Source organism: Methylophilus sp. TWE2 (assembly GCF_001183865.1).
GTDB lineage: Bacteria > Pseudomonadota > Gammaproteobacteria > Burkholderiales > Methylophilaceae > Methylophilus.
On the sequence record NZ_CP012020.1, the window covers coordinates 329,892 to 353,628 of the forward strand.

At 52.6% G+C, this 23,737-nt stretch carries 27 protein-coding genes; 20 read left to right on the plus strand and 7 right to left on the minus strand.

What is annotated here, in order from left to right:
- The first annotated feature begins 26 nt into the window (after positions 1–26).
- Positions 27–1,496, plus strand: coding sequence for an iron-containing redox enzyme family protein (locus ACJ67_RS01505; RefSeq protein WP_049637592.1), 1,470 nt, complete (start codon positions 27–29; stop codon positions 1,494–1,496).
- Between the two features lie 25 nt (positions 1,497–1,521).
- Here the strand turns inward: ACJ67_RS01505 and ACJ67_RS01510 are convergent, their stop codons facing one another.
- Together ACJ67_RS01510 and ACJ67_RS01515 are read right to left on the minus strand one after the other, a co-directional pair.
- Entirely contained in the window at positions 1,522–1,785 is a 264-nt protein-coding gene (locus ACJ67_RS01510; protein WP_049637593.1) for a KTSC domain-containing protein, read from the minus strand.
- A 9-nt stretch (positions 1,786–1,794) separates the two neighbouring features.
- Positions 1,795–2,040: a hypothetical protein gene (locus tag ACJ67_RS01515; RefSeq protein WP_049639707.1), complete on the minus strand. Its 246-nt coding sequence runs from the start codon at positions 2,038–2,040 to the stop codon at positions 1,795–1,797.
- Between the two features lie 160 nt (positions 2,041–2,200).
- Here ACJ67_RS01515 and ACJ67_RS01520 point away from each other — a divergent pair, with 160 nt between their 5' ends.
- From ACJ67_RS01520 to ACJ67_RS01535, 4 genes are all read left to right on the plus strand, one after another.
- The gene (locus ACJ67_RS01520; RefSeq protein WP_049637594.1) at positions 2,201–3,775 is read left to right on the plus strand and encodes a Na+/H+ antiporter; all 1,575 of its coding nucleotides are present in this window, start codon (positions 2,201–2,203) and stop codon (positions 3,773–3,775) included.
- Positions 3,776–3,991: 216 nt separating this feature from the next.
- Complete coding sequence (locus ACJ67_RS01525) at positions 3,992–4,216, plus strand: hypothetical protein (protein ID WP_231587221.1); 225 nt, start codon at positions 3,992–3,994, stop codon at positions 4,214–4,216.
- Positions 4,217–4,270: 54 nt separating this feature from the next.
- Positions 4,271–4,696, plus strand: a complete 426-nt coding sequence (locus ACJ67_RS01530) for a YeeE/YedE family protein (protein ID WP_197080641.1) — start codon at positions 4,271–4,273, stop codon at positions 4,694–4,696.
- Between the two features lie 6 nt (positions 4,697–4,702).
- Positions 4,703–5,122 carry a DUF6691 family protein gene (locus ACJ67_RS01535; RefSeq protein ID WP_049637596.1) on the plus strand — a complete coding sequence of 140 codons (420 nt, stop codon included), beginning with the start codon at positions 4,703–4,705 and terminating at the stop codon, positions 5,120–5,122.
- A 5-nt stretch (positions 5,123–5,127) separates the two neighbouring features.
- Here the strand turns inward: ACJ67_RS01535 and ACJ67_RS01540 are convergent, their stop codons facing one another.
- Positions 5,128–6,492: a sigma-54-dependent Fis family transcriptional regulator gene (locus ACJ67_RS01540; protein ID WP_053092874.1), complete on the minus strand. Its 1,365-nt coding sequence runs from the start codon at positions 6,490–6,492 to the stop codon at positions 5,128–5,130.
- A gap of 173 nt (positions 6,493–6,665) precedes the next feature.
- On the opposite strand from ACJ67_RS01540, the gene ACJ67_RS01545 reads away from it, so the two are divergent.
- From ACJ67_RS01545 to cydX, 7 genes are read left to right on the plus strand one after another with little or no spacing between them, the layout of a single operon-like run.
- Complete coding sequence (locus ACJ67_RS01545) at positions 6,666–7,370, plus strand: MBL fold metallo-hydrolase (protein WP_049637597.1); 705 nt, start codon at positions 6,666–6,668, stop codon at positions 7,368–7,370.
- Positions 7,370–9,079 carry a SulP family inorganic anion transporter gene (locus ACJ67_RS01550; protein ID WP_049637598.1) on the plus strand — a complete coding sequence of 570 codons (1,710 nt, stop codon included), beginning with the start codon at positions 7,370–7,372 and terminating at the stop codon, positions 9,077–9,079. Before ACJ67_RS01545 ends, ACJ67_RS01550 begins: the two co-directional genes overlap by 1 nt.
- Before the next feature lie 36 nt (positions 9,080–9,115).
- A complete protein-coding gene (locus tag ACJ67_RS14560) occupies positions 9,116–9,286 on the plus strand; it encodes a DUF2892 domain-containing protein (RefSeq protein WP_082163885.1) in 171 nt (56 codons plus the stop codon).
- Between the two features lie 42 nt (positions 9,287–9,328).
- The gene (locus tag ACJ67_RS01555; RefSeq protein WP_156171624.1) at positions 9,329–9,532 is read left to right on the plus strand and encodes a hypothetical protein; all 204 of its coding nucleotides are present in this window, start codon (positions 9,329–9,331) and stop codon (positions 9,530–9,532) included.
- Complete coding sequence (locus tag ACJ67_RS01560; protein ID WP_049637600.1) at positions 9,529–11,082, plus strand: cytochrome ubiquinol oxidase subunit I; 1,554 nt, start codon at positions 9,529–9,531, stop codon at positions 11,080–11,082. Before ACJ67_RS01555 ends, ACJ67_RS01560 begins: the two co-directional genes overlap by 4 nt.
- A gap of 9 nt (positions 11,083–11,091) precedes the next feature.
- Positions 11,092–12,234: a cytochrome d ubiquinol oxidase subunit II gene (cydB, locus tag ACJ67_RS01565; RefSeq protein WP_049637601.1), complete on the plus strand. Its 1,143-nt coding sequence runs from the start codon at positions 11,092–11,094 to the stop codon at positions 12,232–12,234.
- A 12-nt stretch (positions 12,235–12,246) separates the two neighbouring features.
- On the plus strand, positions 12,247–12,324 hold the full coding sequence (gene cydX, locus ACJ67_RS14565; protein ID WP_082164089.1) for a cytochrome bd-I oxidase subunit CydX: 78 nt from the start codon (positions 12,247–12,249) through the stop codon (positions 12,322–12,324).
- 109 nt (positions 12,325–12,433) lie between these two features.
- Here cydX and ACJ67_RS01570 read toward each other — a convergent pair whose 3' ends face one another.
- Positions 12,434–12,871 carry a hypothetical protein gene (locus tag ACJ67_RS01570; protein ID WP_049637602.1) on the minus strand — a complete coding sequence of 146 codons (438 nt, stop codon included), beginning with the start codon at positions 12,869–12,871 and terminating at the stop codon, positions 12,434–12,436.
- A 160-nt stretch (positions 12,872–13,031) separates the two neighbouring features.
- On the opposite strand from ACJ67_RS01570, the gene ACJ67_RS01575 reads away from it, so the two are divergent.
- The 4 genes from ACJ67_RS01575 to ACJ67_RS01590 all read left to right on the plus strand — a co-directional run bounded on the left by ACJ67_RS01575 (position 13,032) and on the right by ACJ67_RS01590 (position 17,785).
- Positions 13,032–14,009: a helix-turn-helix domain-containing protein gene (locus tag ACJ67_RS01575; protein ID WP_049637603.1), complete on the plus strand. Its 978-nt coding sequence runs from the start codon at positions 13,032–13,034 to the stop codon at positions 14,007–14,009.
- Between the two features lie 160 nt (positions 14,010–14,169).
- Positions 14,170–14,625, plus strand: coding sequence for a (2Fe-2S)-binding protein (locus ACJ67_RS01580; RefSeq protein ID WP_049637604.1), 456 nt, complete (start codon positions 14,170–14,172; stop codon positions 14,623–14,625).
- Between the two features lie 11 nt (positions 14,626–14,636).
- On the plus strand, positions 14,637–16,799 hold the full coding sequence (locus ACJ67_RS01585; RefSeq protein ID WP_049637605.1) for a xanthine dehydrogenase family protein molybdopterin-binding subunit: 2,163 nt from the start codon (positions 14,637–14,639) through the stop codon (positions 16,797–16,799).
- A gap of 5 nt (positions 16,800–16,804) precedes the next feature.
- A complete protein-coding gene (locus ACJ67_RS01590; protein WP_049637606.1) occupies positions 16,805–17,785 on the plus strand; it encodes an XdhC family protein in 981 nt (326 codons plus the stop codon).
- Position 17,786: 1 nt separating this feature from the next.
- On the opposite strand, the gene ACJ67_RS01595 is transcribed toward ACJ67_RS01590, so the two are convergent.
- Positions 17,787–18,386 (minus strand): NTP transferase domain-containing protein, encoded by a 600-nt coding sequence (locus ACJ67_RS01595; RefSeq protein ID WP_049639710.1) that lies wholly within the window; start codon positions 18,384–18,386, stop codon positions 17,787–17,789.
- Between the two features lie 85 nt (positions 18,387–18,471).
- Here ACJ67_RS01595 and ACJ67_RS01600 point away from each other — a divergent pair, with 85 nt between their 5' ends.
- Positions 18,472–19,386: a PHB depolymerase family esterase gene (locus tag ACJ67_RS01600; RefSeq protein ID WP_049637607.1), complete on the plus strand. Its 915-nt coding sequence runs from the start codon at positions 18,472–18,474 to the stop codon at positions 19,384–19,386.
- Between the two features lie 10 nt (positions 19,387–19,396).
- On the opposite strand, the gene ACJ67_RS01605 is transcribed toward ACJ67_RS01600, so the two are convergent.
- On the minus strand, positions 19,397–20,191 hold the full coding sequence (locus ACJ67_RS01605) for a MipA/OmpV family protein (protein ID WP_049637608.1): 795 nt from the start codon (positions 20,189–20,191) through the stop codon (positions 19,397–19,399).
- 145 nt (positions 20,192–20,336) lie between these two features.
- On the opposite strand from ACJ67_RS01605, the gene ACJ67_RS01610 reads away from it, so the two are divergent.
- Positions 20,337–20,771, plus strand: coding sequence for a DUF3429 domain-containing protein (locus ACJ67_RS01610; RefSeq protein WP_049637609.1), 435 nt, complete (start codon positions 20,337–20,339; stop codon positions 20,769–20,771).
- A gap of 12 nt (positions 20,772–20,783) precedes the next feature.
- On the opposite strand, the gene ACJ67_RS01615 is transcribed toward ACJ67_RS01610, so the two are convergent.
- The gene (locus ACJ67_RS01615; protein WP_049637610.1) at positions 20,784–21,803 is read right to left on the minus strand and encodes a trypsin-like peptidase domain-containing protein; all 1,020 of its coding nucleotides are present in this window, start codon (positions 21,801–21,803) and stop codon (positions 20,784–20,786) included.
- Positions 21,804–21,985: 182 nt separating this feature from the next.
- On the opposite strand from ACJ67_RS01615, the gene ACJ67_RS01620 reads away from it, so the two are divergent.
- Positions 21,986–22,345 carry a hypothetical protein gene (locus ACJ67_RS01620; protein WP_156171625.1) on the plus strand — a complete coding sequence of 120 codons (360 nt, stop codon included), beginning with the start codon at positions 21,986–21,988 and terminating at the stop codon, positions 22,343–22,345.
- A 142-nt stretch (positions 22,346–22,487) separates the two neighbouring features.
- On the plus strand, positions 22,488–23,714 hold the full coding sequence (sbmA, locus tag ACJ67_RS01625) for a peptide antibiotic transporter SbmA (RefSeq protein ID WP_049637612.1): 1,227 nt from the start codon (positions 22,488–22,490) through the stop codon (positions 23,712–23,714).
- The last annotated feature ends 23 nt before the right edge of the window (positions 23,715–23,737 follow it).

Below are 23,737 nucleotides of genomic sequence, written 5' to 3' on the forward strand. Positions count from 1 at the left end.
CAAGTTAATCTTTGGAGGCAGAAGAAATGTCGGTCATCAGCAATGAAGTTGAAAAACGGGCAAGAACGGTCAATGACTGGTCGGCAAGGGACATGTATTTTTCACTGCTTTCGCCCTCTGGCTTTAGCAAGGGCAGGGCAGATAGTGCAGGTTTCCTCACAGCGCATCTCAAGGAAACAAGCCAGCATTTTAACAATATGCCAGCACATCCGGAACAGCTTGAAGCCTGGCTGGATGAGCACACTCAAGTGGTTGGGCGACAGTTTCAGGAGTACCTGGCGGTTCGTCAAGAAGGTGGGCGGCGTTGGTACTTCAGTAGCAAGGCACATGCGTTATATTTTTTGAGAGCGGTCGCCCCGACAAAAATGGTAGATGGTGCCTGGCTTTATGGCATCACCCGGCACTGGCATGATGCGCGATTTGCCTCTTTGCTTAAAATTTATCTAGAAGAGTTAGGGAATGGCGTGGAGGCGATGAACCATGTTGTCCTCTACCGCAAGCTGCTTAAAGTCAATGAATGTGAAGACTGGAAAAACCTGGACGACAAGTTTTTCACGCAAGGTGCGCTTCAACTGGCCCTGGCTGCGAACACTGAAACGCATTTGCCAGAAGTCATCGGCTTTAACTTGGGGTATGAACAATTACCCCTGCATTTGCTGATCACGGCTTATGAGCTCAAAGAGCTGAATATTGACCCTTATTACTTTACCTTACACACCACCATCGATAACCCCCACAGCGGGCATGCACGCGCGGCAATTGATGCAGTGACTGAGGCATTGCCCACTTTCGGTTCTGTCCGACGTTACATGGAGCGCATCATGGCTGGTGTGAAATTGAATGACGCCGGGCTGGGCACGCTGGATATCATTAATCATTTTGACTTGCACGGGGAAGTGATACGTGTGCTACAAAACAAGGCGGACATCGGCCGATACATGCATTCCAACCGCTGCGTGATTGAAGGCAAAACCATGAATGAGTGGTTGGCGGACCCGGATCAGGTGGCCAAATTGCTGTATATCATGCAGAAAACAGGTTGGATCAAACGTCACCAGGATCCGGAACAAAGCCGTTTCTGGCAAGTAATTGCTGCCGAAAAAGCGCCGATGTTCGGCGTGTTTACGGCTTATGAGCGGCAGGTGATTTATGACTGGATTGCTGGCGATGTGTTGGAGACTCTGCCCAGGGTGTCCCGTTTAGGCCCTCCGTGGCGGATGGCTGAACATCCCATGACACAACCTGAGAAACAACGCGGAAACGTCTATGATTTGCGTTCCGGGCTGCGCCTGGCGGAGCTTGGCCTCCCGGATGACGATTTTAACCAGGAGCAGCTATCGCTGGAACGTTACCTGCACGGCTTAGGCCCAAAACGGATGGACTTCCTGATTGACTGGTTGTCACCTGCCAAGCACCACACCGCGCTCGGCTTGTGTGCAACCCGTTACTTCAAAGCCTATATGGATGCGCCCTATTCGCAATACAGTCGAACATAAGTTGGCGATAAACTGCAGTTAATCTTTACGTTGGACCAAACAAATCATCCAGCGGGTTTTTGCCGGAGGGTGCCTTGTTTGAGACACGGTGCACCGTGAATTCGTCTTCAATATTGTCACGGTAATAACTCCACTGTGCGCTGGCATTCTTTAAGTTGCGCCATAGGCTTTCGCCCACGTTAAGGTGCTCTAGTGTACAGCCATCTTCAAGCTCCACTCTCAGTATGCGTTTGCTCGCATCATAGCCAATCGCACGTAATTTGCCGGAATGGATGCGGATCATGTCCATCACAGACGCCTAGCCACAGCACCCTGTCTTTGTCTTGCAACCACAGGACTTTCCGCCGCTCGTGAGGCCTTGTTTCTGCCAGGCTTTTAAAAAGGCCTCTTTGCTCATGGGCTGTATATTCAGCGATTGCTGTAATTCTGAATTCACCACCTGTGCCTGATAATGCTGAAAATGCGCCAGGTATTTGGCATATGCACGCTCTGATCCGCGTAGTTTCTGCCATTGTGACCATAGCCATTTTTTCAATCTAAACATGACCCTATCCTTTGCTAAAAATGGTTTGACCACCATTTGGATGATTGTATCCTCAGAGGAAACGACTGCCTATACATCTTGTTACGTTTGGTGCCTCCATTTTCTTGCAGCGTCATGCTAATCTGGCAACCTGTCTGTCACTAACACCCTTCTGCAGTCAATGTCCAACGCGTTTTATTTCAATCTGATTTTATTTTTCCTAGTCGCCATTATTGCGCTGGAGGTGCTGGCAAAGAAACTACGCTGGCCGCCTGCCGTGGCGCAATTAATGGGTGGGGCCATCATTGCGTTTATTCCAGGATTACCCGCATTTGAAATCGACCCTGCGCTGGTGCTCGTGGTGTTCTTGCCACCACTGTTGATGGCAGGGGCTTATTTTACGGTATGGCATGAGTTCCGTCGGCATCTGGGGGGGATTTTGCTGCTGGCCGTGGGGGCGGTGCTATTCACGACACTGGTTGTCGGGCTGGCGCTTCATGCATTGACGCCGTCGTTACCTTGGGCAGCCTGTTTTGCTTTGGGCGCTATTGTCTCTCCGCCTGATGCTATTGCCGCCAAGGCGGTATTGCAACGTGTTGCATTGCCGCGCAAATTGCTGGTGTTACTCGAAGGTGAAAGTTTGCTCAATGATGCAACGGGATTAGTGTTGTACAAGTTCTCGTTGGTCGCCGTGCTGACAGGGGCGTTTTCCATGACGGCTGCGCTCGAAGAGTTTGCCTGGTTGAGCATAGGCGGCATAATGCTTGGCGGGGCATTTGGCTATTTCGTTTATAAAACCTTGCGCTATTTGCAGGATACCGAGTTGATGATACTGGCCTCTGCGTTACCCGGCTGGATATGTTACGTCGTAGGTGAGCATATTGGCGTCTCAGGGGTGATAGCCACCGTCACCTACGGCATGATGCTGGGCTGGCACCAGCATGAAATCATGACTGCTACGGCGCGTCGCCGCGGCACAGCCTTTTGGCAAATCATGATCTTTGTGTTTGAGTCACTGGTGTTTATCCTGATTGGCCTATCGTTGCGCGGCGTGTGGGAGCGTATTTTGCATGCCGACACATCGCTGACAGATTACAGCTTGCAGGTATTGCTGGTGTTGGCCGTGGTGATTGTGTCGCGTTTTGTCTGGGTGTTTGCGCTAGAGGGTGTGTCCAGGCTATTTAGCTCATCTACGTCTGACTTTCATCATGGCTGGCGAGAATCTTTCGTAAAAAGTTGGGCTGGTATGCGTGGGGTGGTGACGCTGGCGGCGGCGCTGGCTGTGCCTGCTGAAGTGCCTGGCCGCGATTTGATGTTGCTGTGCGCCTTTGCGGTAATCCTGGTGACGGTATTGTTCCAGGGGACCACCATAGGCTGGGTGATCCGCGTGCTCAAATTAAAGGCCACACACGAACGTACCTACCTCAATGAGCCCCAAACTTGGGCACGGATTGAGCAGGCGCAATATGCCGTGGTAAGCAAGTTGGCTTACGACGAGCAAGGTCAGCTATTACATCCGCGTTTGCTAGAGCAATACAGCTACCGGCAAAGCCTGTCTGACAAACATAAAAATGATGCCATGTTACCTGACCACATTCGCAAGGCACATTTTAGTGTGATTTTGGCTGCTGTCGCGGCGGGGCGGGAAGAGTTACTCAAACTGCATCGTTCCGGCCAGATTCATGATGAATTACTCCATGTCATGGAGCGCGATCTGGATATCCAGGAAATCGCAGCCTTGCATAGTCGAGGTTAAAAGGCACTGTCCACATTTTTTGTGGATAACTTTTGGGTTGTGTTGTGGGTGGGTGGTGTAAGTGTATGATTCAATGATGTAAATAGCGGTTGATTAAAATCTGTACGCTAAAATTATTTGCTGAAAATGCTTGCTGACAGCTGTTTTTTGTGTATTGCCAGCTGCCAAGAGCCAGCGTAGCATTAAGCGCATCATTGTCGCCAATATGGGGAGTGTATGATGAAGAGACTGTTTTATATCGATTATCCGCAAGAGCATTTTGAAGGCCAGGCACACCGTTACCGTTGTGCTTTTTGCAAACAGGAAACGACCAAAATTAATGGGCGCCTGGAAGGGCACCTGCCGACGTGTGATTACCGGATAGCGTTGGAAAAGGCTGGTTTTGAATGTAACCGTCATTCATCTGTTCCACATGAAGACAGGGCAGATGAAGTGGATTAACAGCTGGGGGGCTATATCCTTTGGCTTCAGAAAAACTGAACAATTAGAAAACATATGTCTGACTTTACTCCGTTGCAATCATTGATCGGTGGCTTACTGATCGGTTTCTCAACCTTATTGATGATACTTTTACTCGGCAAAATTGCCGGCATCAGCGGCATTGTTGGCCAACTCTGGTCAGCTGCTAGCGGTGACCGTGCATGGCGCTTTGCTTTTGTGGTGGGTTTATTGGTATCGCCAATGTTATATGCACAGTTCACTTCTTTGCCCGAGATCGTTGTGATGACAAGCACGTCCTGGCTGGTTGTGGCGGGGTTGCTGGTGGGCTTTGGTAGCCGTTTAGGCAGTGGCTGTACCAGCGGGCACGGCGTGTGTGGCTTGTCGCGTTTGTCATTACGTTCCCTGGTCGCTACCGTGACCTTTATGGCGACGGCGATGCTCGTCGTGTGGCTGGTTCGTCATGTGTTGTTGATAGGGTAGGAAAAAATGGTCGTATTGATCGCATTATTAGCGGGTGTCATTTTTGGCTTGGGATTGATTGTGGGTGGGATGACCAACCCGGCTAAAGTACTGGCTTTTTTGGATATTACTGGGGATTGGGATCCCTCGCTGGCATTTGTCATGCTGGGGGCCATTGCAGTGGGTTTTTTTGCTTTCCGGGCTGCGGCAAGAAAGTCTGAAAGTGTGTTGGGGATGCCAGTGCAATTGCCAGGAACCCGCACGATTGATCGCAAGTTGCTACTCGGTGCCGTGCTGTTTGGCACAGGCTGGGGAATAGCCGGATTCTGCCCTGGTCCTGCAGTCACCTCAGTCTTCACTGGCGGCATCTCTGTCTGGCTGTTTGTCGCCAGCATGCTGGCCGGGATGGCGGTACATACTCTGGCAGTACGTCGCGGCTGGTTGTGACAGCATTATTCTTTTTGCCATAATTTACGGTAACGCCACAGCGTGGTGCGGCCTATCCCGAGCTGTTTGGCTGCTTGCGTCAGGTTGCCCCGGCAGTCAGCCACCGCCTGCAAGATGGCTGCTTCTGATGGCGCCTGCCTTCCGGATTTTGCGGGTCCGGTGACCTGCATCTGAGGTATGGTTGACTGCGCTTGTAATTCTGGCGGCAAATCTCCCACGTCCAACTGTTTGCCATCCGACATCACCAGTGCGTAATTCAGCACATTGCGCAGCTCACGCACATTGCCCGGCCAGTCGTACGCCATCAGTTGCTGCATCGCGGCTGCGGTCACCACAGGTAGTTGTTCCCCGGTAAATTGCTGTTTCAGGAAGTGACGCAGTATGAGCGGAATGTCCTGCTTGCGGGTCTGTAGGCTCGGTAAGAAAATCGGCACCACGCGCAAGCGGAACAATAAGTCTTGCCGGAAACGCCCGGCTTTAACCTCTTCACGCAAGGCTTTATGGGTGGCGGCCACGATGCGGACATTGGCTTGCATGGGTTGGCTGGCCCCCACTGGCAGGTACTCGCCAGTTTCAAGCACACGCAATAATTTGGCCTGCAACTCATACGGCAGCTCAGCGATTTCATCCAGAAACAGCGTGCCACCCTCCGCGCGCCCAAACAGGCCTTGGTGATCGCGAATGGCGCCGGTAAAAGCACCTTTAACATGGCCGAACAATTCACTTTCCAGCATGCCCGCATTGAGAGTGGCGCAGTTGATGGCGACAAAAGGCGCAAGATGACGCGGGCTTTCACCATGGATCGCGCGTGCTACCAGTTCTTTACCCGTGCCTGAGTCGCCGCGGATCAAGACTGGAATTTCAGTGGGGGCGACGCGCCGTATCATCTCAAACACTTTTTGCATCTCGGGTGCGTGACTGATCAGTCCATACTTTTCGCCCAAGGAAGCAGGCCCGCTAGTTTTTGTCTGCTCGGGCTGTTGTGGCAGCAGGATTTCCAAACCGCCAGCAAATACGCCATCCTCTTGCTGGTAGGCCATGGCATATTTCAATACAGCCTGTTGTGTGCCATCTACCCGGTGCAGCAGTAATGGCGCACCTTCTACCTTGCCGGATTCGGTCAAGCCGCAGCTACGCATACATTGCTCACAACGGTTGGCAGTCAGGCAGTTTTCGCCCAGTAGTGTTTGTTGCTTGAAGCCTAGCAATTTCTCTGCGCCTGGACTCCAGTAGCTAATGCATTTGTGTGCGTCTACGGTAAATACGGCAGCGTCCGGCATGATCAACGAAATCATGCGAGCCAGGGATTCCCCCTGAGTGCGCGACAAGCCTGCATGCTGACTGAAAAAGTCTGGGGTGGTATGTTCCATGATGAGTTTTGAAACGTTTCAATTTGAGATAAGGTGTTTCATTGAAACACTGTAGGCGGGATAACGCAAGCGAAAAAATAGTTTAACTCTATGATTTTAATAGGCTTAAATCCTGAATGAAACATTGGCATCCCTTTTGCTCAACACATATTGTCGTTTTCAGGAGAGCCATCATGATCTTTGAGCAATTTTTTGAGCCGGACAGTAGTACTTTTACTTATCTTCTCGGTTGCGAGCACACCAGGCAGGCGGTGCTGATTGACACTGTGGAATGCGATGTTGAGAAGTATTTGACTGCTTTGCATCAGCATGGCCTCACCCTCGTCTATACACTGGAGACCCATGTACATGCAGATCATGTCACGGCGGCAGACGCCCTGCGTAAACGGCTAGGTAGCAAAAGTGTGGTGCACCGTGATGCAGGTGCCATGTGTGGTGATTTGCTAGTGACCGATGGCATTCATGTGCAGGTGGGCTCTCTGGATATTGAAGTGCGCTACACCCCTGGCCATACCAATGGCTGTGTTAGCTACTACGTGGGTGACCGTATTTTTACAGGCGATGCTTTGTTGATCGGGGGCTGTGGCCGTACTGATTTTCAGCAGGGCAATGCCGGGCAGTTGTATGACAGCATACACAAGCAGATTTTCAGTTTGCCGGATGACACCTTGATTTACCCCGGTCACGACTACAACGGCAACACAGTCTCTACGGTCAGCCAGGAAAAGCGTGACAACAAGCGCTTGGGTGGCCATAAGTCTCGTCAAGACTTTATAGAAATCATGGCGAATTTAAAACTGGCTTATCCAAAACAGATTGATATTGCACTACCTGCCAACCAGGCGTGCGGCAATATTGCGGTCAAGCAATCTGCCTGATGAAACTGGCCCAGTATTTTCCGGTCCTGCGTTGGGGGCGACACTATCAACCCCAACAAGCATTGCATGACCTGACTGCAGCCGTGATTGTCACCTTAATGCTGGTGCCGCAAGCCCTGGCGTACGCCATTCTTGCCGGTTTGCCGCCTGAGGTGGGCCTGTATGCCAGCATGTTACCCCTGGCCGTGTATGCCCTGATGGGCACCAGTGCCACCCTGGCAGTGGGGCCAGTGGCAGTGGCGGCGCTAATGACTGCCAGTGCCATTGCACCTTACTCGGCCGTAGACTCTGCTCTGGGCCTGCAGGCTGCCATCATCCTCGCCTGCCTGTCAGGCATGTTTCTGGGGCTGGCAGGCTTGTTAAGGCTGGGCTTCCTGGCCAACTTCCTGTCACATCCCGTGATTGCCGGTTTTATCAGTGCCGCCAGCCTGCTGATTGCCAGCAGCCAGCTCCCAGCATTGCTAGGCATCAAGGCAGGTGGTGACAATATGCTCAGCCTCTGGCAGGGCGTTCTTCAGCATGCCAGCCGAGCCCATCTGCCTACAGCCATTCTCTCCGGCCTGACTATCCTGATACTGGTGGCAAGCAGGAAATATGGCGTTCGCCTGTTGCAGGTCATGGGGTTAACACCTTTTTGGGCGCAGGCAATGTGCCGCTCCGTGCCAGCCATGCTGGTGATTGTTGGCACCCTTGCCGTGCAATGGGCGTGTGCATGCATGCAAGGGGTGGTAACGGTAGGCGATATTCCGGCAGGCTTGCCTGCATTGACGTTGCCTGAGGGGTCGTACACCATGTGGCAATCATTGCTGATGCCCGCCATTTTCATTTCCATTGTCGGCTATGTCGAATCCATTTCCGTGGCGCAGAGTCTGGCCATGAAACGCCGTCAGCGCATAGATCCAGACCAGGAGCTGATCGCGCTGGGCGCGGCAAATCTGGCTGCTAGTTTTACAGCTGGTCAACCAGTCACTGGTGGCGTTTCGCGCTCGGTCGTCAATCGGGATGCGGGTGCCGAAACCCCAGCTGCCGGCCTGTTCACTGCGCTAGGCATGCTACTCGCCACCGTGTTTCTAGCTAGCTGGCTGAGTCAGCTGCCCCGTTTTATTCTGGCCGCTACCATCATTGTGGCTGTCATGAGCTTGTTCGACTGGCGGATGTTTGCCGATAGCTGGCGCCGCAACCGAAGTGACTTTATTGCTTTACTCATGACATTCGCCATCACACTGCTGGTCGATGTAGAGCACGGCATCAGTGCGGGCGTGTTGATCTCGATTGCCATGCATGTTTACCGGAGCAGTCGCCCGCATATTGCCGTGGTGGGGCAGGTGCCCGGCACTGAACATTTCAGAAACGTTACTCGGCATGCGGTCAACGTCTGCCCTGATGTGGTGACACTGCGCGTGGATGAGAGTTTGTATTTTGCCAATGCGCGCTATCTCGAACAAAAAGTGCTGGAAGTGGTGGCAGACAATCCGTCCCTCAAACATGTGATCCTGATGTGCTCGGCCGTCAACGAGGTAGATGGCAGCGCTATGGAAGTACTTGAGGCAGTAAATCACCATCTATCTGCGCTGGGAATTGGCTTTCATTTGTCCGAGGTCAAAGGGCCGGTGATGGATATGGTGCAACATTCCACACTGAGGCAGCAGCTCAATGGCAAGATTTATCTCACCCAGTACCAGGCTTATGCTGCGCTGGCCTGTCATTAACAAGAATATTTCGATCAACAGTAAGGAGAGACAGTGATGGCAGATAACATCAATCAGTTGGAGCGATATTTAAGAGTGATCGTTGGGGGAGGCTTGTTGCTATGGACGCTGTTTTTTGAGGGGGCGGTCTGGGGCTGGTTAGGCGTCGTACCGTTAGCAACCGGGCTGATTGGCTGGTGCCCGGTGTACTCACTGTTTCGCAAGTAACGCATCCGGCAATTTTTCCCTTAACCAGGCCTGGTGATGAACATGAAAAAACTGGTGACGCATTATCGCAGCAGCGCCCTGTTTCGTCATTTGACGTGGGTATTGCTGATCAAAGTGATTCTGTTGTGGGCGCTTTGGCTATGCATCGTCAAGCCGCAGAAGCAACATCCGGATATTGAAAGTGTGTTCAGGCATTTGGTCAGTGTGTCGGCGCAAACCCCTGCAAAGACTGGAGGTTCAAAATGATTTCTCACGAACTGGTGGACTTGTCGCGGCTGCAATTTGCCGCCACCGCCATGTACCACTTTTTGTTTGTGCCGCTGACACTGGGCATGGTCTGGCTACTAGTGATCATGGAAAGCGTCTACGTCATGACCGGCAAGGTGATCTGGAAAGACATGACACGCTTTTGGGGCAAGCTGTTTGGTATCAACTTTGCCCTGGGTGTCACTACGGGTATCACCATGGAGTTCCAGTTTGGCACCAATTGGGCCTATTACTCGCATTATGTGGGGGATATTTTCGGCGCACCGCTGGCGATTGAAGGCCTGATGGCGTTCTTTCTCGAATCTACCTTTATTGGCCTGTTTTTCTTTGGTTGGGACAAATTATCCAAACCCAAGCATCTGATGGTGACACTGCTCATGGCCATAGGCACCAACTTGTCTGCGTTGTGGATATTGATTGCGAATGGCTGGATGCAAAACCCGGTTGGCGCCGAGTTTAACTGGCACACCATGCGCATGGAAATGACCAATTTCTGGGATATTCTGATGAATCCGGATGCGCAGGTGAAGTTTGTGCATACTGTGTCTGCCGGTTATGTTACCGGCGCCATGTTTGTCCTTTCCATTTCGAGCTGGTACCTGCTCAAAAAACGCAATGTAGAGTTTGCCAAACGCAGCTTTAGTGTCGCCGCCGCGTTTGGTCTAGCCGCTTCAGCCAGTGTGATTGTGCTGGGGGATGAGTCCGGTTATACCGTAGGCGAAGCGCAGCAAACCAAAATGGCAGCGATAGAAGCGATGTGGGAAACCAAGCCTGCCCCGGCCGGACTGACTTTGCTGGCGGGCATCAACGAGGCCGAGCACAAAAACAACTGGGAAATCGAGCTGCCTTATGTGATGGGCGTGATCGGTACCCGCTCGCTGAGTAAAACTATCCCCGGTATAGACGAAATCAAGGACAAAAACCGTGAACGTATTCTGAATGGTATCCCCGCGGTAGTCGCGCTGGAACAACTGCGTGCCGATCGTAATAACACTGAGGCAGAAACGACGCTCAAGGCGCATATGCATGACTTGGGCTTTGGTTTGCTTCTCAAGCGTTATACCGAACATGTCGCTGAAGCGACCCCTGCCATGATTGCGCAGGCCGTGGATGACACCGTGCCGCATGTGGCGCCGATGTTCTGGTCGTTCCGCATCATGGTGGGCCTGGGCTTTGCCATGCTGGCGCTGTTTGCGCTGGCTATGTGGAGCAGTCTCAAAGGCTGTTTTACCGAAAAACCATGGTTGCTGAAGTGGTCGGTGTTGATGCTGCCCATGCCATGGATCGCCGCCGAACTGGGCTGGTTTGTGGCCGAATACGGCCGCCAGCCCTGGACCATTTACGGCGTGCTGCCTACCCATTTATCGGTGTCCACGCTGAGCCCCGCCAGCTTGTATGGTTCATTGATCGGCTTTGTTGGCTTTTACACGGTGTTGCTGGTGGTCGAGTTATATCTGATGGTCAAATTTGCCCGGCAAGGGCCAGGCTCTCTGGGCACTGGCCGTTATGATCAGGAAGTACATGCTTAGGAGAACACCATGCTGGATTACCCAACCCTGAAAATCATCTGGTGGCTGCTGGTCGGCGTCTTGCTGGTCGGATTTGCCATCATGGACGGCCACGACATGGGCGTGGGCACACTGCTGCCGTTTGTCGGTAAAAACGATGATGAACGACGCGTGGTGATTAATACGGTCGGTCCGCACTGGGATGGCAATCAAGTCTGGTTTATTACCGGAGGCGGGGCCATTTTTGCCGCCTGGCCACTGGTGTATGCCACGGCCTTCAGCGGTTTTTACTGGGCCATGCTGGCGGTGTTGTGGGCTTTGTTCTTCCGCCCGGTGGGCTTTGATTACCGTAGTAAAATCCATGATCCTCGCTGGCGCAGTACCTGGGATTGGGGCCTGTTTGTCGGTGGTGCCGTACCACCGCTGATTTTCGGCGTGGCTTTTGGCAACCTTTTGCAAGGCGTCCCTTTTAGCTTGGATAATAATCTGGTGTCGCACTACAGCGGCAGCTTTTGGGCGTTACTCAACCCATTTGCGCTGCTGTGTGGCGTGGTTTCGAGCGCCATGATCACCATGCAGGGCGGGATGTATCTGGCGCATCGTACCGAAGGCCGCATACAGGTGCGCAGTATCACGCTGGCAGCATACTGCGCTTGGGTCATGGTGGCGGCTTTTGTGCTGGCCGGGTTATGGTTGCGTTTTGGTCATATCGATGGCTATGTCATCACCTCTAGTGTGGATGCGGCAGCTTTACCGGATCCACTGGCCAAAACCGTGGCACGTTCAGCCGAAGGCTGGTGGCAGAATTATCGGGCGCAGCCCATGTTATGGCTGTTGCCTGGGCTGGCGATCTGTGGCGCTTTACTGGCCACCTGGCTGGTGCAATCAGGTCGGACCTTACGCGCATTTGTGGCTTCCTCGCTGAGTATACTGGGTGTGATTGGTACTGCAGGTGCCGCCATGTTCCCGTTTGTGATGCCGTCTTCGACCCAGCCCAACGCCAGTTTGACCGTGTGGGACAGTGTCTCCAGTCACCTGACATTGCAGTTGATGTTTTTTGCCACGGTGATTTTTATGCCGCTGATTATTTTTTATACCAGCTGGGCCTATCACGTCATGCGCGGCAAAGTCACCGTGGCCGATATACAGGCCAACAGTCATCAGGCTTACTAAAGGAGAATACACATGTGGTACTTTACCTGGTTGTTAGGCGTCGGTTTTGCCGTACTACTGGCGATCCTCAATGCCATGTGGCTGGAGTAGGGTGGCTGCGATCAGTGTCGTCACCCAGAGCAATGATAGGTTGAACGAGACCATGGCTTTTTGGATGGGCGCCGGACTGGGCTACCACCATGTGTTGCGAAATGATGAGCTAAGGCCGGAGCGAAGATTTTAGAATCAATACCGACGCTTTGCCAAACCCATAAGAGGTCGTGATCAGGCTGGCAAACAGGTAAACCTGGAACAGCATGGGTGGCGGTAATTCAGGATTGTCCAGCGACGGAAAAATGGACATCAGCAGGAAAAGGCTGGAATTGGTAAAGGCCCCGATGACCATGGCCCAGCGTACCGTCCAGGGCAAGCGCACGCGGGAGGCCGCAATGCCTAAAATCAACGCTGTCATGAGCAAGAAATCAATATGTGCCTGCAACAGGCGGGTGAATTTTCCGGCAAAAATTGTTTTGAGTGGCGTCACGCCAAAGTTCAGGCCTACCATGCACCATGCCAGTAATAGCGCCATCAATAGCCAAAGGCCCGCTCCACCGAGCAGCATACGATGTTCCGTGTCACTGGATTGATGATCAGTCATACAGCCTCCTATTTCCCATCATTGGATTTCTTTTTTAAGCATAAAACATTGCTTTGCTCTGGCTTGGTTGTGCTGGAGTCAAAACTTGACTGAAACGGAGGTCGCTCACTTGCCTGGACCATGACTTATGACTTAATCTGGGGGCAGGAAAGGAGGCAGTGTGCAAACCAGACAGCGAGGAACAGAGAGCGGTCGCCGGTTTAGTACCGAAGATATCCAGCCCTGGCATCGCAAGGCTTGGCTATGTGAAGTCATCGGCAGGGAATATGCTGAGGTTGAAATCATACCGCCTGCCGACATGCCACTCTTCAATGAAATGACGCTGTATCCCTGGCAGGATTTGCAGTTATCCGTCATCCGTTCGAATGGCATTACTATCCAGCGGGGTACGCGCGAGATCAGCCAGGCCAGCCTGGATAATTATTTTGCGGTGGTGTTGCTTGAGGGGACTTACAGCTTGCAACAGCAGGGACGGGAGGTGTTTCTGCAACCGGGAGATATGACGCTTTATGATGCCACGCGGCCGCATCGCATTTATTGTCCCCAGGCATTTTCAAAATTGATCGTTTCTATTCCTCGCTCAGTGATGCATCAGGTACAGCCAGCCGCCGGGCATTTAACGGCCATGCGTATGGATGGAAGGCAAGGCCTGGCAGCAGTTCTCTCGCCATTGATCCGTCAGGTCGCTGCACAGATGCCACAACTTTCCGGCAGCAGTTTTGCCGCCAGTGCTCCCAGTGTGGTCGAGTTGCTGGGATTAAGTTTGCGTGAACTGGATGGCTCGGGGCTGGCGCAATCTGGCAGTGGTGCCGTGTCGTTGCTCAAGGTCAAGCAATGGATAGTTGATCATGTGCAGGATGGCGAGCTGAATAGCGACATCATTGCAGCAGCGACCGGTCTCAGCAGTCGCTATATTAATCAGCTGTTTGCACGGGAGGGCACGTCGCTGATGCGGTATGTCTGGCAACAACGACTGGCCTTGAGCGCGCAAAGCCTGACACGTCCTGCATGGCGTCACCGCAGTATTTCCGAGATTGCACTGGCCTGCGGTTTCAATGATTTTTCGCATTTTAGCCGCGCTTTCAAACAGCAGTTTGGCATATCGCCGCGCATCTACCGCCAACAGTCCTTGCTTTAAATGCGCTGGCAGGTCAGCGATAAAAACTTAACAAATTTAAATCTTTGGGTGAATAGCAGATCACCAGTCATACATACAATGGTGTATGTTAGTATATTTAAGTCAAATGGATGTTATGGGTCCAGCTGCATCAACAACAATTCAACAAGGAACAACCCCTATGAAACTGAATATCAATGGCAAGGATACAGAACTCAATGTGAGTGACGATATGCCTATTTTGTGGGCAATCCGGGATGTGGCGGGCATGACAGGCACCAAGTTTGGCTGTGGCATGGCGCAGTGCGGTGCCTGTACGGTGCATCTGGATGGGCAGGCGATTCGATCCTGCGTGACGCCAGTGAGTGCGGCCGTTGGCAAGAAAATCACCACCATAGAAGCCATGCAGGAAGATAAGGTCGGGCAGGTGGTGCAGGCCGCATGGCAGCAGATTGATGTCGTGCAATGCGGTTACTGCCAGTCCGGGCAGATCATGTCAGCAACCTCGTTACTGAAACAGAATCCTAAACCCAGCGATGCTGATATTGATGCCGCCATGAGTGGCAATATCTGCCGTTGTGGGACTTACCAACGCATCCGGGCAGCGATTCACGAAGCCGCTGCCAAACTCGCTTAAGGAGAGACACCATGAACGATATGATCAATCTCTCTCGCCGTACTTTCATCAAAAGCACTGCGCTGGTGGCTGGTGGCCTGGTTGTGGCATTCAGTATTCCGCAAGCCAAACGTTTTATGGGTGTAGCCAATGCTGCAGAAGCCATGCCATTGCCCGCCCCCAATGCTTTCTTGCGTATAGGCGCGGATGACAGTATCACTGTATTGCTGGCCCATAGTGAAATGGGCCAGGGCGTATGGACCACCTTGCCGATGCTGATTGCCGATGAGCTGGATGCAGACTGGAACAAGGTGAAGGTGGAGCATGCCCCAGCAGCCCCGGCGTATATCCATACCGCGTATGGACTCCAGATTACAGGTGGCTCTACAACCACCTGGTCAGAGTTTGATCGTTACCGCCAGGCAGGTGCACTGACCCGTGCTTTATTGATGCAGGCCGCGGCCAAACAGTGGAATGTCCCTGTGGATAGCTTGCGCACTGAAAACGGTGCCGTGGTTAACGGCCACAAAACGTTGAGCTATGGTCAACTGGTGGAGACTGCCAGCCAACTGCCGACGCCGACCACAGTCAACCTCAAAAAACCAGAACAATGGAAGTTTATTGGCAAGGCCACCAAGCGTCTGGATAGTGCAGAGAAAATTAATGGCAGTGCCAAGTTTGGCCAGGATATACAGTTTGATGGCCTGAAAATCGCCATGGTGGCGCGAGCCCCCGTGTTCGGTACCAAGCTCAAAAGCGTGAACGACAGTGAAACGCGCAAAATACCAGGGGTGATCAAAGTGGTCAAAGTACCTACCGGGGTCGCCGTGATTGCTGAACATTACTGGGCCGCCAAGCAAGGTCGCGAAGCGCTCAAACTGGAATGGGACCTGGCAGGGCATGACAAACCTGATTCCGCGGCCCTGTTGAAACAATACCAGGCCCTGGCGCAACAGCCGGGCGTGCAGGCAGCCAAAGCCGGTGATGTTGCTGGTGCCAGCAAGCAGGCCAAACAGATGGTAAGTGCAGAGTACGTGTTGCCATACCTGTCACATGCGCCTATGGAACCATTGAATTGCGCGGTAAAAATTTCGGACCACGGCTGCGATATCTGGACCGGGACCCAGATGCAGACTACAGACCAGGCGTCTGCAGCCAAGATCCTGGGTCTCAAACCAGAACAGGTCAATATCCATACCCAATTCTTAGGCGGTGGTTTCGGCCGTCGTGCCAATCCGCGGGCGGATTTTGTGTCTGAAGCGGTGGAGGTGGCTAAAGCCGCCGGATTACCTGTTAAAACAGTCTGGAGCCGTGAAGATGACATCAAAGGCGGCTTTTATCGCCCGATGTTTGTGCATAGAGCCAATGTGGCATTAGACAAGCAAGGCAAGCCACTGGCATGGCAGCATACCCTGGTCGGTCAGTCCATTATCAAGGGTACCCCGTTTGAAGGCGTCATGATTAAAGACGGCATTGATGCGACCTCGGTGGAGGGCGTAGCAGATTCGCCTTATGTCAAAGGCACGGCCAATCATCAGGTGCATCTGCATTCGGTGCCAAGTGAAGTACCAGTGTTGTGGTGGCGTTCGGTCGGGCATAGCCATTCCGGGTTTGTCATGGAAAGCCTGATTGATGAGCTGGCGCATGCCAGCAAGCAGGATCCGCTGGCCTATAGACGTCAGTTACTCAAGGATCATCCGCGCCATCTGGCTGCGCTCAACCTCGCTGCCGACAAGGCCAACTGGGGTAAACCACTGCCTGCGGGGATATCCCGCGGCATTGCGGTGCATGAATCGTTTGGCAGTTATGTGGCAGAAGTTGCCGAAGTGTCGGTGAAAGACGGCGAGGTCAAGGTGCATCGCGTCGTTGTCGCGATTGATTGCGGCCTGGCGGTCAACCCTGATGGTGTGAAAGCGCAGATGGAATCTTGTGTGGCTTTTGCGCTCGGTGCGGCCCTGAGCAGTGAAATCAGCTTCAAGGATGGCCAGGTCGTACAGTCCAACTTCCATGACTACCAGGTATTGCGCATGAAAGACATGCCCAAAGTCGAGGTGCATATTGTGCCTAGTACAGAAAAAATGGGCGGTGTTGGCGAACCTGGCGTACCACCACTGGCACCTGCGGTGACCAATGCCATCTTTGCTGCGACGGGCAAGCGTATCCGTCGCCTGCCAATTGGCGACCAACTGGCTTAGGTGCGATGCAATCGTCTGATTGGGAAGTGCTGCAACGTGCCAGTGAATGGCTGCAACAGGGTTACCGTGCACACCTGTTCACGGTGATCCAGACCTGGGGGTCTGCACCAAGGTTACCAGGTGCCATTCTGGTGGTACGTGAAGATGGTCATCTGGTGGGCTCAGTGTCGGGCGGCTGCATTGAAGATGATCTGGCTGACAAAGCCAGGCATCAGCAATTGCCCACACAACCTGCCATTCTGGAATATGGCATCAACCAGGCCGAAGCACAGCGTTTTGGCATCCCGTGTGGCGGGCAACTCAAGATTTTTGCCGAGCCGCTGGCGCGTGCCACGCAACTGGCACCCATGCTTGATAGCTTGTCGCAACGGCGTTTGTTAAAGCGCTCGGTGCATTTGCACAGTGGCGAGGTGCGTCACACCATGGTGTTGCCTGAAGGCATGCCTTACCTGGAAGATGACTGGTTCCATAGCTATTTTGGCCCGCAATGGCGCTTGCTGATCATTGGCGCCAACCAGTTGGGCTCGGTGCTGGCGGCGATGGCACAAGCGCTGGATTTTCATGTCATGATCTGTGACCCGCGTGAAGAAATGCGTGCCGAATGGCATGTGGAAGGCGCTGACTGGCTACCCGGCATGCCTGATGATGTGGTGCTGGACATTGCGCCAGACACGCACACTGCCATTGTCGCCGTCACGCATGACCCCAAGCTGGATGATATGGCCTTGCTCGAAGCGCTGAAATCAGAGGCTTTTTATATTGGTGCACTGGGGTCGGTCAAAAACCAGGAAAAGCGCAAGCAGCGTTTGCGCAGTTTTGACCTCACCGAGCAGGAAGTGAACCGCCTGCATGGGCCGGTCGGGTTGCGCATCGGGAGCCGTACCCCGGCCGAAATTGCGGTCTCTATCCTGGCCGAACTGATTCAGGTGCGCTCGCAATTGCAACAGGTGGGTGTCGCGCAAATGACAGCGCGTGCCGTTGCCTGATTCAGCCTAAATCTGCAGGCGTATCAATGTCCTTTAAAATGCCGGGATCCTGGCATTCCAACCGCAATATGTTGGCTTGATGCGCACGTAATACCTCACGTGCGCCCTGGTCGCCTTCAATCGCCAGTAATTCAGGTATCAAGCGCGAAGCAAAGGCGACCGGATGCCCAGGTTGTCCCTGCATGACTGGCTGCACAATGCTGGCCTGGGCCAGTCCGGCGGTCACCTGCCTGATGGTTTCCACCTGAATGTATGGCATGTCCGCCAGCGCAATTACCAGGCCTGTCAGATGCGGAAAAACAGCCTGCGCAGACTGGATGCCCAGTTTCAGGCTGTCTGCCATCAGCGCATGTTGCATGTGGCAAAGCACCACATGGTAACCCAGGGCGGCCAGGCTTACAGTGAAATCGGGGTCATTCTCACGTACCACAGCAATCGCCACAGGCAAGGCAGCAATGAGTGTTCTCGCCGAGCGTATTCCTATCATTTCGCCATCGGTTAAGCGTTGCGTGAGCTTGTTTTGGGGGCCAAAGCGGCGTGAAAAACCGCCTGCAAGCAGGATACCTACGGTGGATGAGGGGACAGGGCTGGCAGCTAGCATGTTTTTATCAGGATCACTGGTCAACAAAGCCTGCCACAGGCGCGTTTAAGCAGGCTGATCATTCGTTTATCCGGGAGAGTCTAAGATGTTGTCTAAACGTTTATATTACAGCCTGTTGCTGAGTTTGCTCTGTTTTCCTGCGTATGTGCTGGCAAATCTGGCAGCAGGAGATTATGAGTTCGCCGTCAACGTCAATGGCGATAAACGTCCTTACCTGGTGCACATCCCCACGCAATCGCAAGCAGACCAGGCCTTGCCCATGGTATTGGCCTTGCATGGCGGACTGGGCAATATGCATGTACAGGCCAGCGAGCGGTTTTATCACCAAGTGTCTGCGGCAGAAAAATACGGTTATATCGTCGTTTTTCCCAACGGCTACAGCCGTTTGCCAGGTGGCAAGTTTGCCACTTGGAACGCAGGCCTTTGCTGTGGACCTGCCGTTAAGAAACAAAGCGATGATGTGGCGGTGATCCGTGCCATCATTGAGGACATGCAGCAGCGCGCCCAGGTCGATGCAAAACGTATTTTCGTGGATGGCATGTCTAACGGCGGCATGATGAGCTATCGTTTGGCTTGTGAGTTATCTGGCACAGTCAGTGCCATCGCCGCGGTGGCGGGCACTGACAATACGCAGCGTTGCCAACCGGCCAAGCCGGTGGCGGTATTACATATCCACGCAAAAGATGATGACCATGTGCCATTCGAGGGTGGTAAAGGCCAGCAATCCATGGCAGATATGAGTTTTAATTCCGTGCCTGCCACTATCCAAAAGTGGGTGGAAATCAATCAGGCCAACCCACAGGCGGAACGCATTCTGGAGGTGCCGGGTGCTTACTGCGAAATTCACCGTGGCGGCCTGGCTCCTGTGCAACTATGTGTCACAGAAACCGGCGGCCATTCCTGGCCTGGCGGCAGCAAGCCTCGCGGGGGCCAGGCCCGTTCCAGCGCCATTTCAGCCAATGATGTGATCTGGCAGTTTTTTAATGGTCAGGGCCGCTAGACATCATAAATTAAAACGGGATGCTGTAACCTACATAGGCCAAGGGCTGGATTCTGGTTTCGGTAATCGGGCTGTCATTTTGCTCATTACTGAGGCGAGTGACAAATGCGCCAAACAGCAAGGAATGATTTTGAAAGGCAGGCATCATGCCATTGATGCCAAGCTGCCACTCAACGCCTGAACCTGCGCGGTAAAACGGCCGGTTGGGAGTGACTTCATCGCGGCGTACACCAAAATAGTAGTCATTGAATTTCTGGCTGTTCCAGGTTGCACCGACCAGCCCGTTCAGGCGTAGTTGCGGTGAGCGGACCAGGCTCTTGATATATTGCACCTGGAACTGCTGGCCATCGCTGTTGCCACTGGCGTCTGTCGTCCATTGCGCATTAAATGTGCCATAGTCGGTTTGCCAACGAAGCAGCGGGCCGACAAAAATTGAAAAGTCTCTGTCGTCCATGCCGCGCGTGCGGTCGCCTTTGCTGGCATCCCAACCAAACTTTGCTTCGGCCGACAAGCCAAACCGCAAACGCTGGTCTTCACTGTCCAGCAACCAGGCGCCCGCCTGCAATGCGTTGATAAAAAAACGGTCACCGTAGTTGGCATTGATAATCGGTAACACCAGCGCGCGGTATTCGTCCGAGCCGGAAGTCTTTGGCAGGACACCGACGCCAATACCATACAGGTTTTGTGACCTGGGCACCGCGGTTTCGGTTTGACGGTCTATGCGCGATTCTGCAGTGGCCGTATTGCTCTGCAACGTCAGGGCCAGGCAGGCACCTGCCAGAAAATAAGCATGATATGAGGTCATTGTGTGTATCCGTAATTATTATATGCAGCTTGCTTGAGCAGTCTATCAGGGATTTAGTTCCCACATCACTGACATGCTTTTTTAACTGGTTAAAAAACCAAAAGGATTGAGAACGGTCACATCGCTGCAAAGAGGAGAAATCAACATGCGATCAGCACATATTCAACTGGCCAAAACCTTGGCTTTTATGGGCGCGTTGCCCTTTATTGGCGCAGTTGTCGCGCAATCACAGGGCATGGCGCATTATCACAGCGGTTACCTTGCCTTAACGTATGGTGCCGTCATTATTTCGTTTTTATGTGGTATTCACTGGGGTTTGTTTTTAAGCCATGCCCACGAAATTCGGCTTAATTTGCTGGTAACTAGCAACCTGTTAGCGGTAATTGCCTGGGCCACGCTTTTTTTTGTGGTCCCGGTGACGCAATACCTTGTGCAAATAGCAGCGTTTATTGCGCTATGGCTGATTGACCGCAGACTGGTCGCCGAGGGCGTGATTGAGCGCTGGTTTTACCAGTTGCGTAAGCAAGTCACGCTGATAGTCCTGGGCTGTTTGTGCGTGATGCTGGTGTTGCAATTTTAGCGTCGAGTCAGCTTAAGGCGTGGCCTGTCGCAGTGTCAGGATTTGTTGTGCGACTTTTTCGCCCTCTGCCGGATCTATCGCCTGGATGCCTGGCTGAAGGGTTTCCAGCGTCGCCAGATCTTTTTGCAGGAAGGCCACTCGTGACAAGGCCAGCAAGGCATCATAATCCCGCTGGTTTAGCGCATATGCCCGTTTTAAATCCTGTTCGGCCTGGGCATAGTGTTGCAAGCCTTCTTCTGCGAGACCAAGAAAATACCAGGCATCGGCAGAGGCTGGTTCTTTTTTAGACCAGTTGGCTGCAATCGTTTGCAGTGATGGCCAGTCAGCATTCTGGTAAGGGAGGACGACTTGCATAAAGTAAGGGCGCTCCTCCAATGGTAGCGCCCAGAAGGGAACATCATTTGTTTTCAGGGAGGTGACTTCCGGTGCCTCCATGAGCTCCTTGATCCACTCCACGGGCAAGCTGTAATAAAACGCCTGATGCCCGGGACTCTTAAAAGTGGTCAGGCCAATCAAGTTGAAATTCTGGTCAAACAGGGCGCCGCCGCTAGACCCCATATAAAAAGAGGCATTTGAGCGCACAACTAGGCTACCATCAAACGGATAAATGCCCTTGATCGCCCCATAAGAAAGCTGCGGCACCGGCGCCCCGGCCGGAAAACTCATGCTAAAGACCTCCTCCTCATATTGCAGGCTTTTGCTGTCCCGCATGGGGATAGGTTTGAACGGTAAAGGATCAAACTTGAGCAGGCAGACATCCCGTTTCCAGTTGGCTTTCAAGGCAATGGGCTGATAGCCATCCCTGAACTTGGCAATATTGACGCCTTTGCTATTGGCAATCACATGGCAGTTGGTCGCGACATATTCCGGACTCACCACCACTCCAGAACCTCGCCCGTTAGAGCCATCTGGCAGGTCAGTGGTCACCATCACAATTGAGTGGCCAAGCTCCAGCGTATCTACAATGGTAGGTTGCGCCTGCGCATCAGCAATAGTCAATAAAACGATAGGAAATAGCAGTAATGGCTTCATCAATTCTTCCTTATTAAGCGGAAATCGGGAGCATCATGCGCCCACACTTGTCGTCTGACCAACTTTGCGCGTAAATGTTTTATGCGGCAGCTTTTTGTAAGGATTTTCTGACAGCTAATTAAGCGCTCGCCTACTTATTCTGTCAGACCCAACCTCTACCATACGCGGAGAAAGGAAATAAAATGCGACACACAAAATCCTATATGGTCCCCAAGCTAGTCTGCCTGAACGTGCTGGCATTGATGATGTTCTCCTTTGAACACACTACTACTGCGAATGACCAGCCTTTAATGAAAACTGCCAAGGTTAAACAACCTGCCCCTGCTGACCAGGGTGCCTTCATGCCGGCATCTGTCGCTACATCTGCGGCTGAGCCACAGCATGCGATCACAGAGAACAGGCCGATGGCAGTGAAAAAAACAGCCGCATATAAAAAACCTATGCAGCATCATGCCAGGTCGAAGAGCCAATCCATATTGATCAAGGCAACATATACGGCAAACTCTGCTGTGGATTGTTGCTTCCGTGGCAATCGCACCTAGTCTTTATTTGAACCACTACATTTAAACCCGTGCAAAAGCCTCCATCTGGAGGCTTTTTTGTTGCAGGTGTGGGAAAGAGGCAATACACTCACGGGGTATTTGTCGCAACAATCATTTGAAAATATTCTATAAAGAAAAACTTATGTTCAAGTCCTTTTTTCCCGATTCCCGCTGGTTTTGGCCTTCAGTCATCGTCTGGTCTGTGATTTGCTGCGGTGTGTGGTTTGAGTATTCTACCGTCATGGGTACGGCATTCGGCTTTACCATGTCCGAAGAACCCCCTGTCATTGGTCTGGGCCACTTTGTCACCGACTCATTCAAGCTGTTTTATGCGTATTATGCTGTGAGTGTCGCCTTGTTTGCCCTGTTCTGGTTTCTGTTCAAGCCCAGCCGCTGGCAGTGGTGGTCCATTGTCGGTTCGGCGTTTGTATTGTTCTCCACCTATTACTCGGTGCAGGTGTCGGTGGCGCTGAATAATTGGCGCAGACCTTTTTTTGATGCGGTGCAGGCGGCATTGTCTCCGAACTCTAAAGTGACGACCACTGAGTTATATACCTTGATGCTGCAGTTTTCCGAAATCGCTTTTGTAGCGATTTTTATCTATGTGATTACCCGTTTTTTTGTCAGCCACTATATCTTCCGTTGGCGCACGGCCATGAACGATTTTTATACCAGCCAATGGCCGCAGGTGCGTGGTATTGAGGGTGCTTCCCAGCGTGTACAGGAAGATACCATGCGTTTTGCCACCATCATGGAAGGTTTGGGTGTGTCCATGGTAGAGGCAATCATGACGCTATTTGCATTCTTGCCTGTGCTATGGAGCTTGTCTTCTTACGTCAGTGAGTTGCCAGTGTTTGGTGCGGTACCGGCGCCATTATTTACGTCAGCCATTGCCTGGTCAGTGTTTGGGACCTTACTGCTCGCGGCGGTGGGAATCAAATTGCCAGGACTGGAGTTCAGAAACCAGCGTGTAGAAGCGGCTTACCGTAAGGAGCTGGTCTATGGTGAGGATAATGCAGAGCGCGCGCAACCCGCGACCTTGAAAGTGCTGTTTGCGGATGTTCGTAAAAATTACTTTCGCCTGTACTTTCACTATATGTACTTTAATGTGGCGCGCAGCCTGTACCTGCAGGCTGACAATATCTTTGCTTACCTGATTCTGGTGCCGACCATTGCCGCCGGAAAAATCACCTTTGGTATCCTGCAGCAAATCCTGACCGCGTTTTCACAGGTCAGCAATTCGTTTCAGTACCTGGTCAATTCCTGGACCACTATCGTTGAGTTGTTGTCGGTATATAAACGGTTAACGGCTTTTGAGGCAGCCATCAAGCATGAAGCCTTGCCGGAAATAGAACAAACAGTGGCCTGATGCACCCTTATGCTAAAAACAGA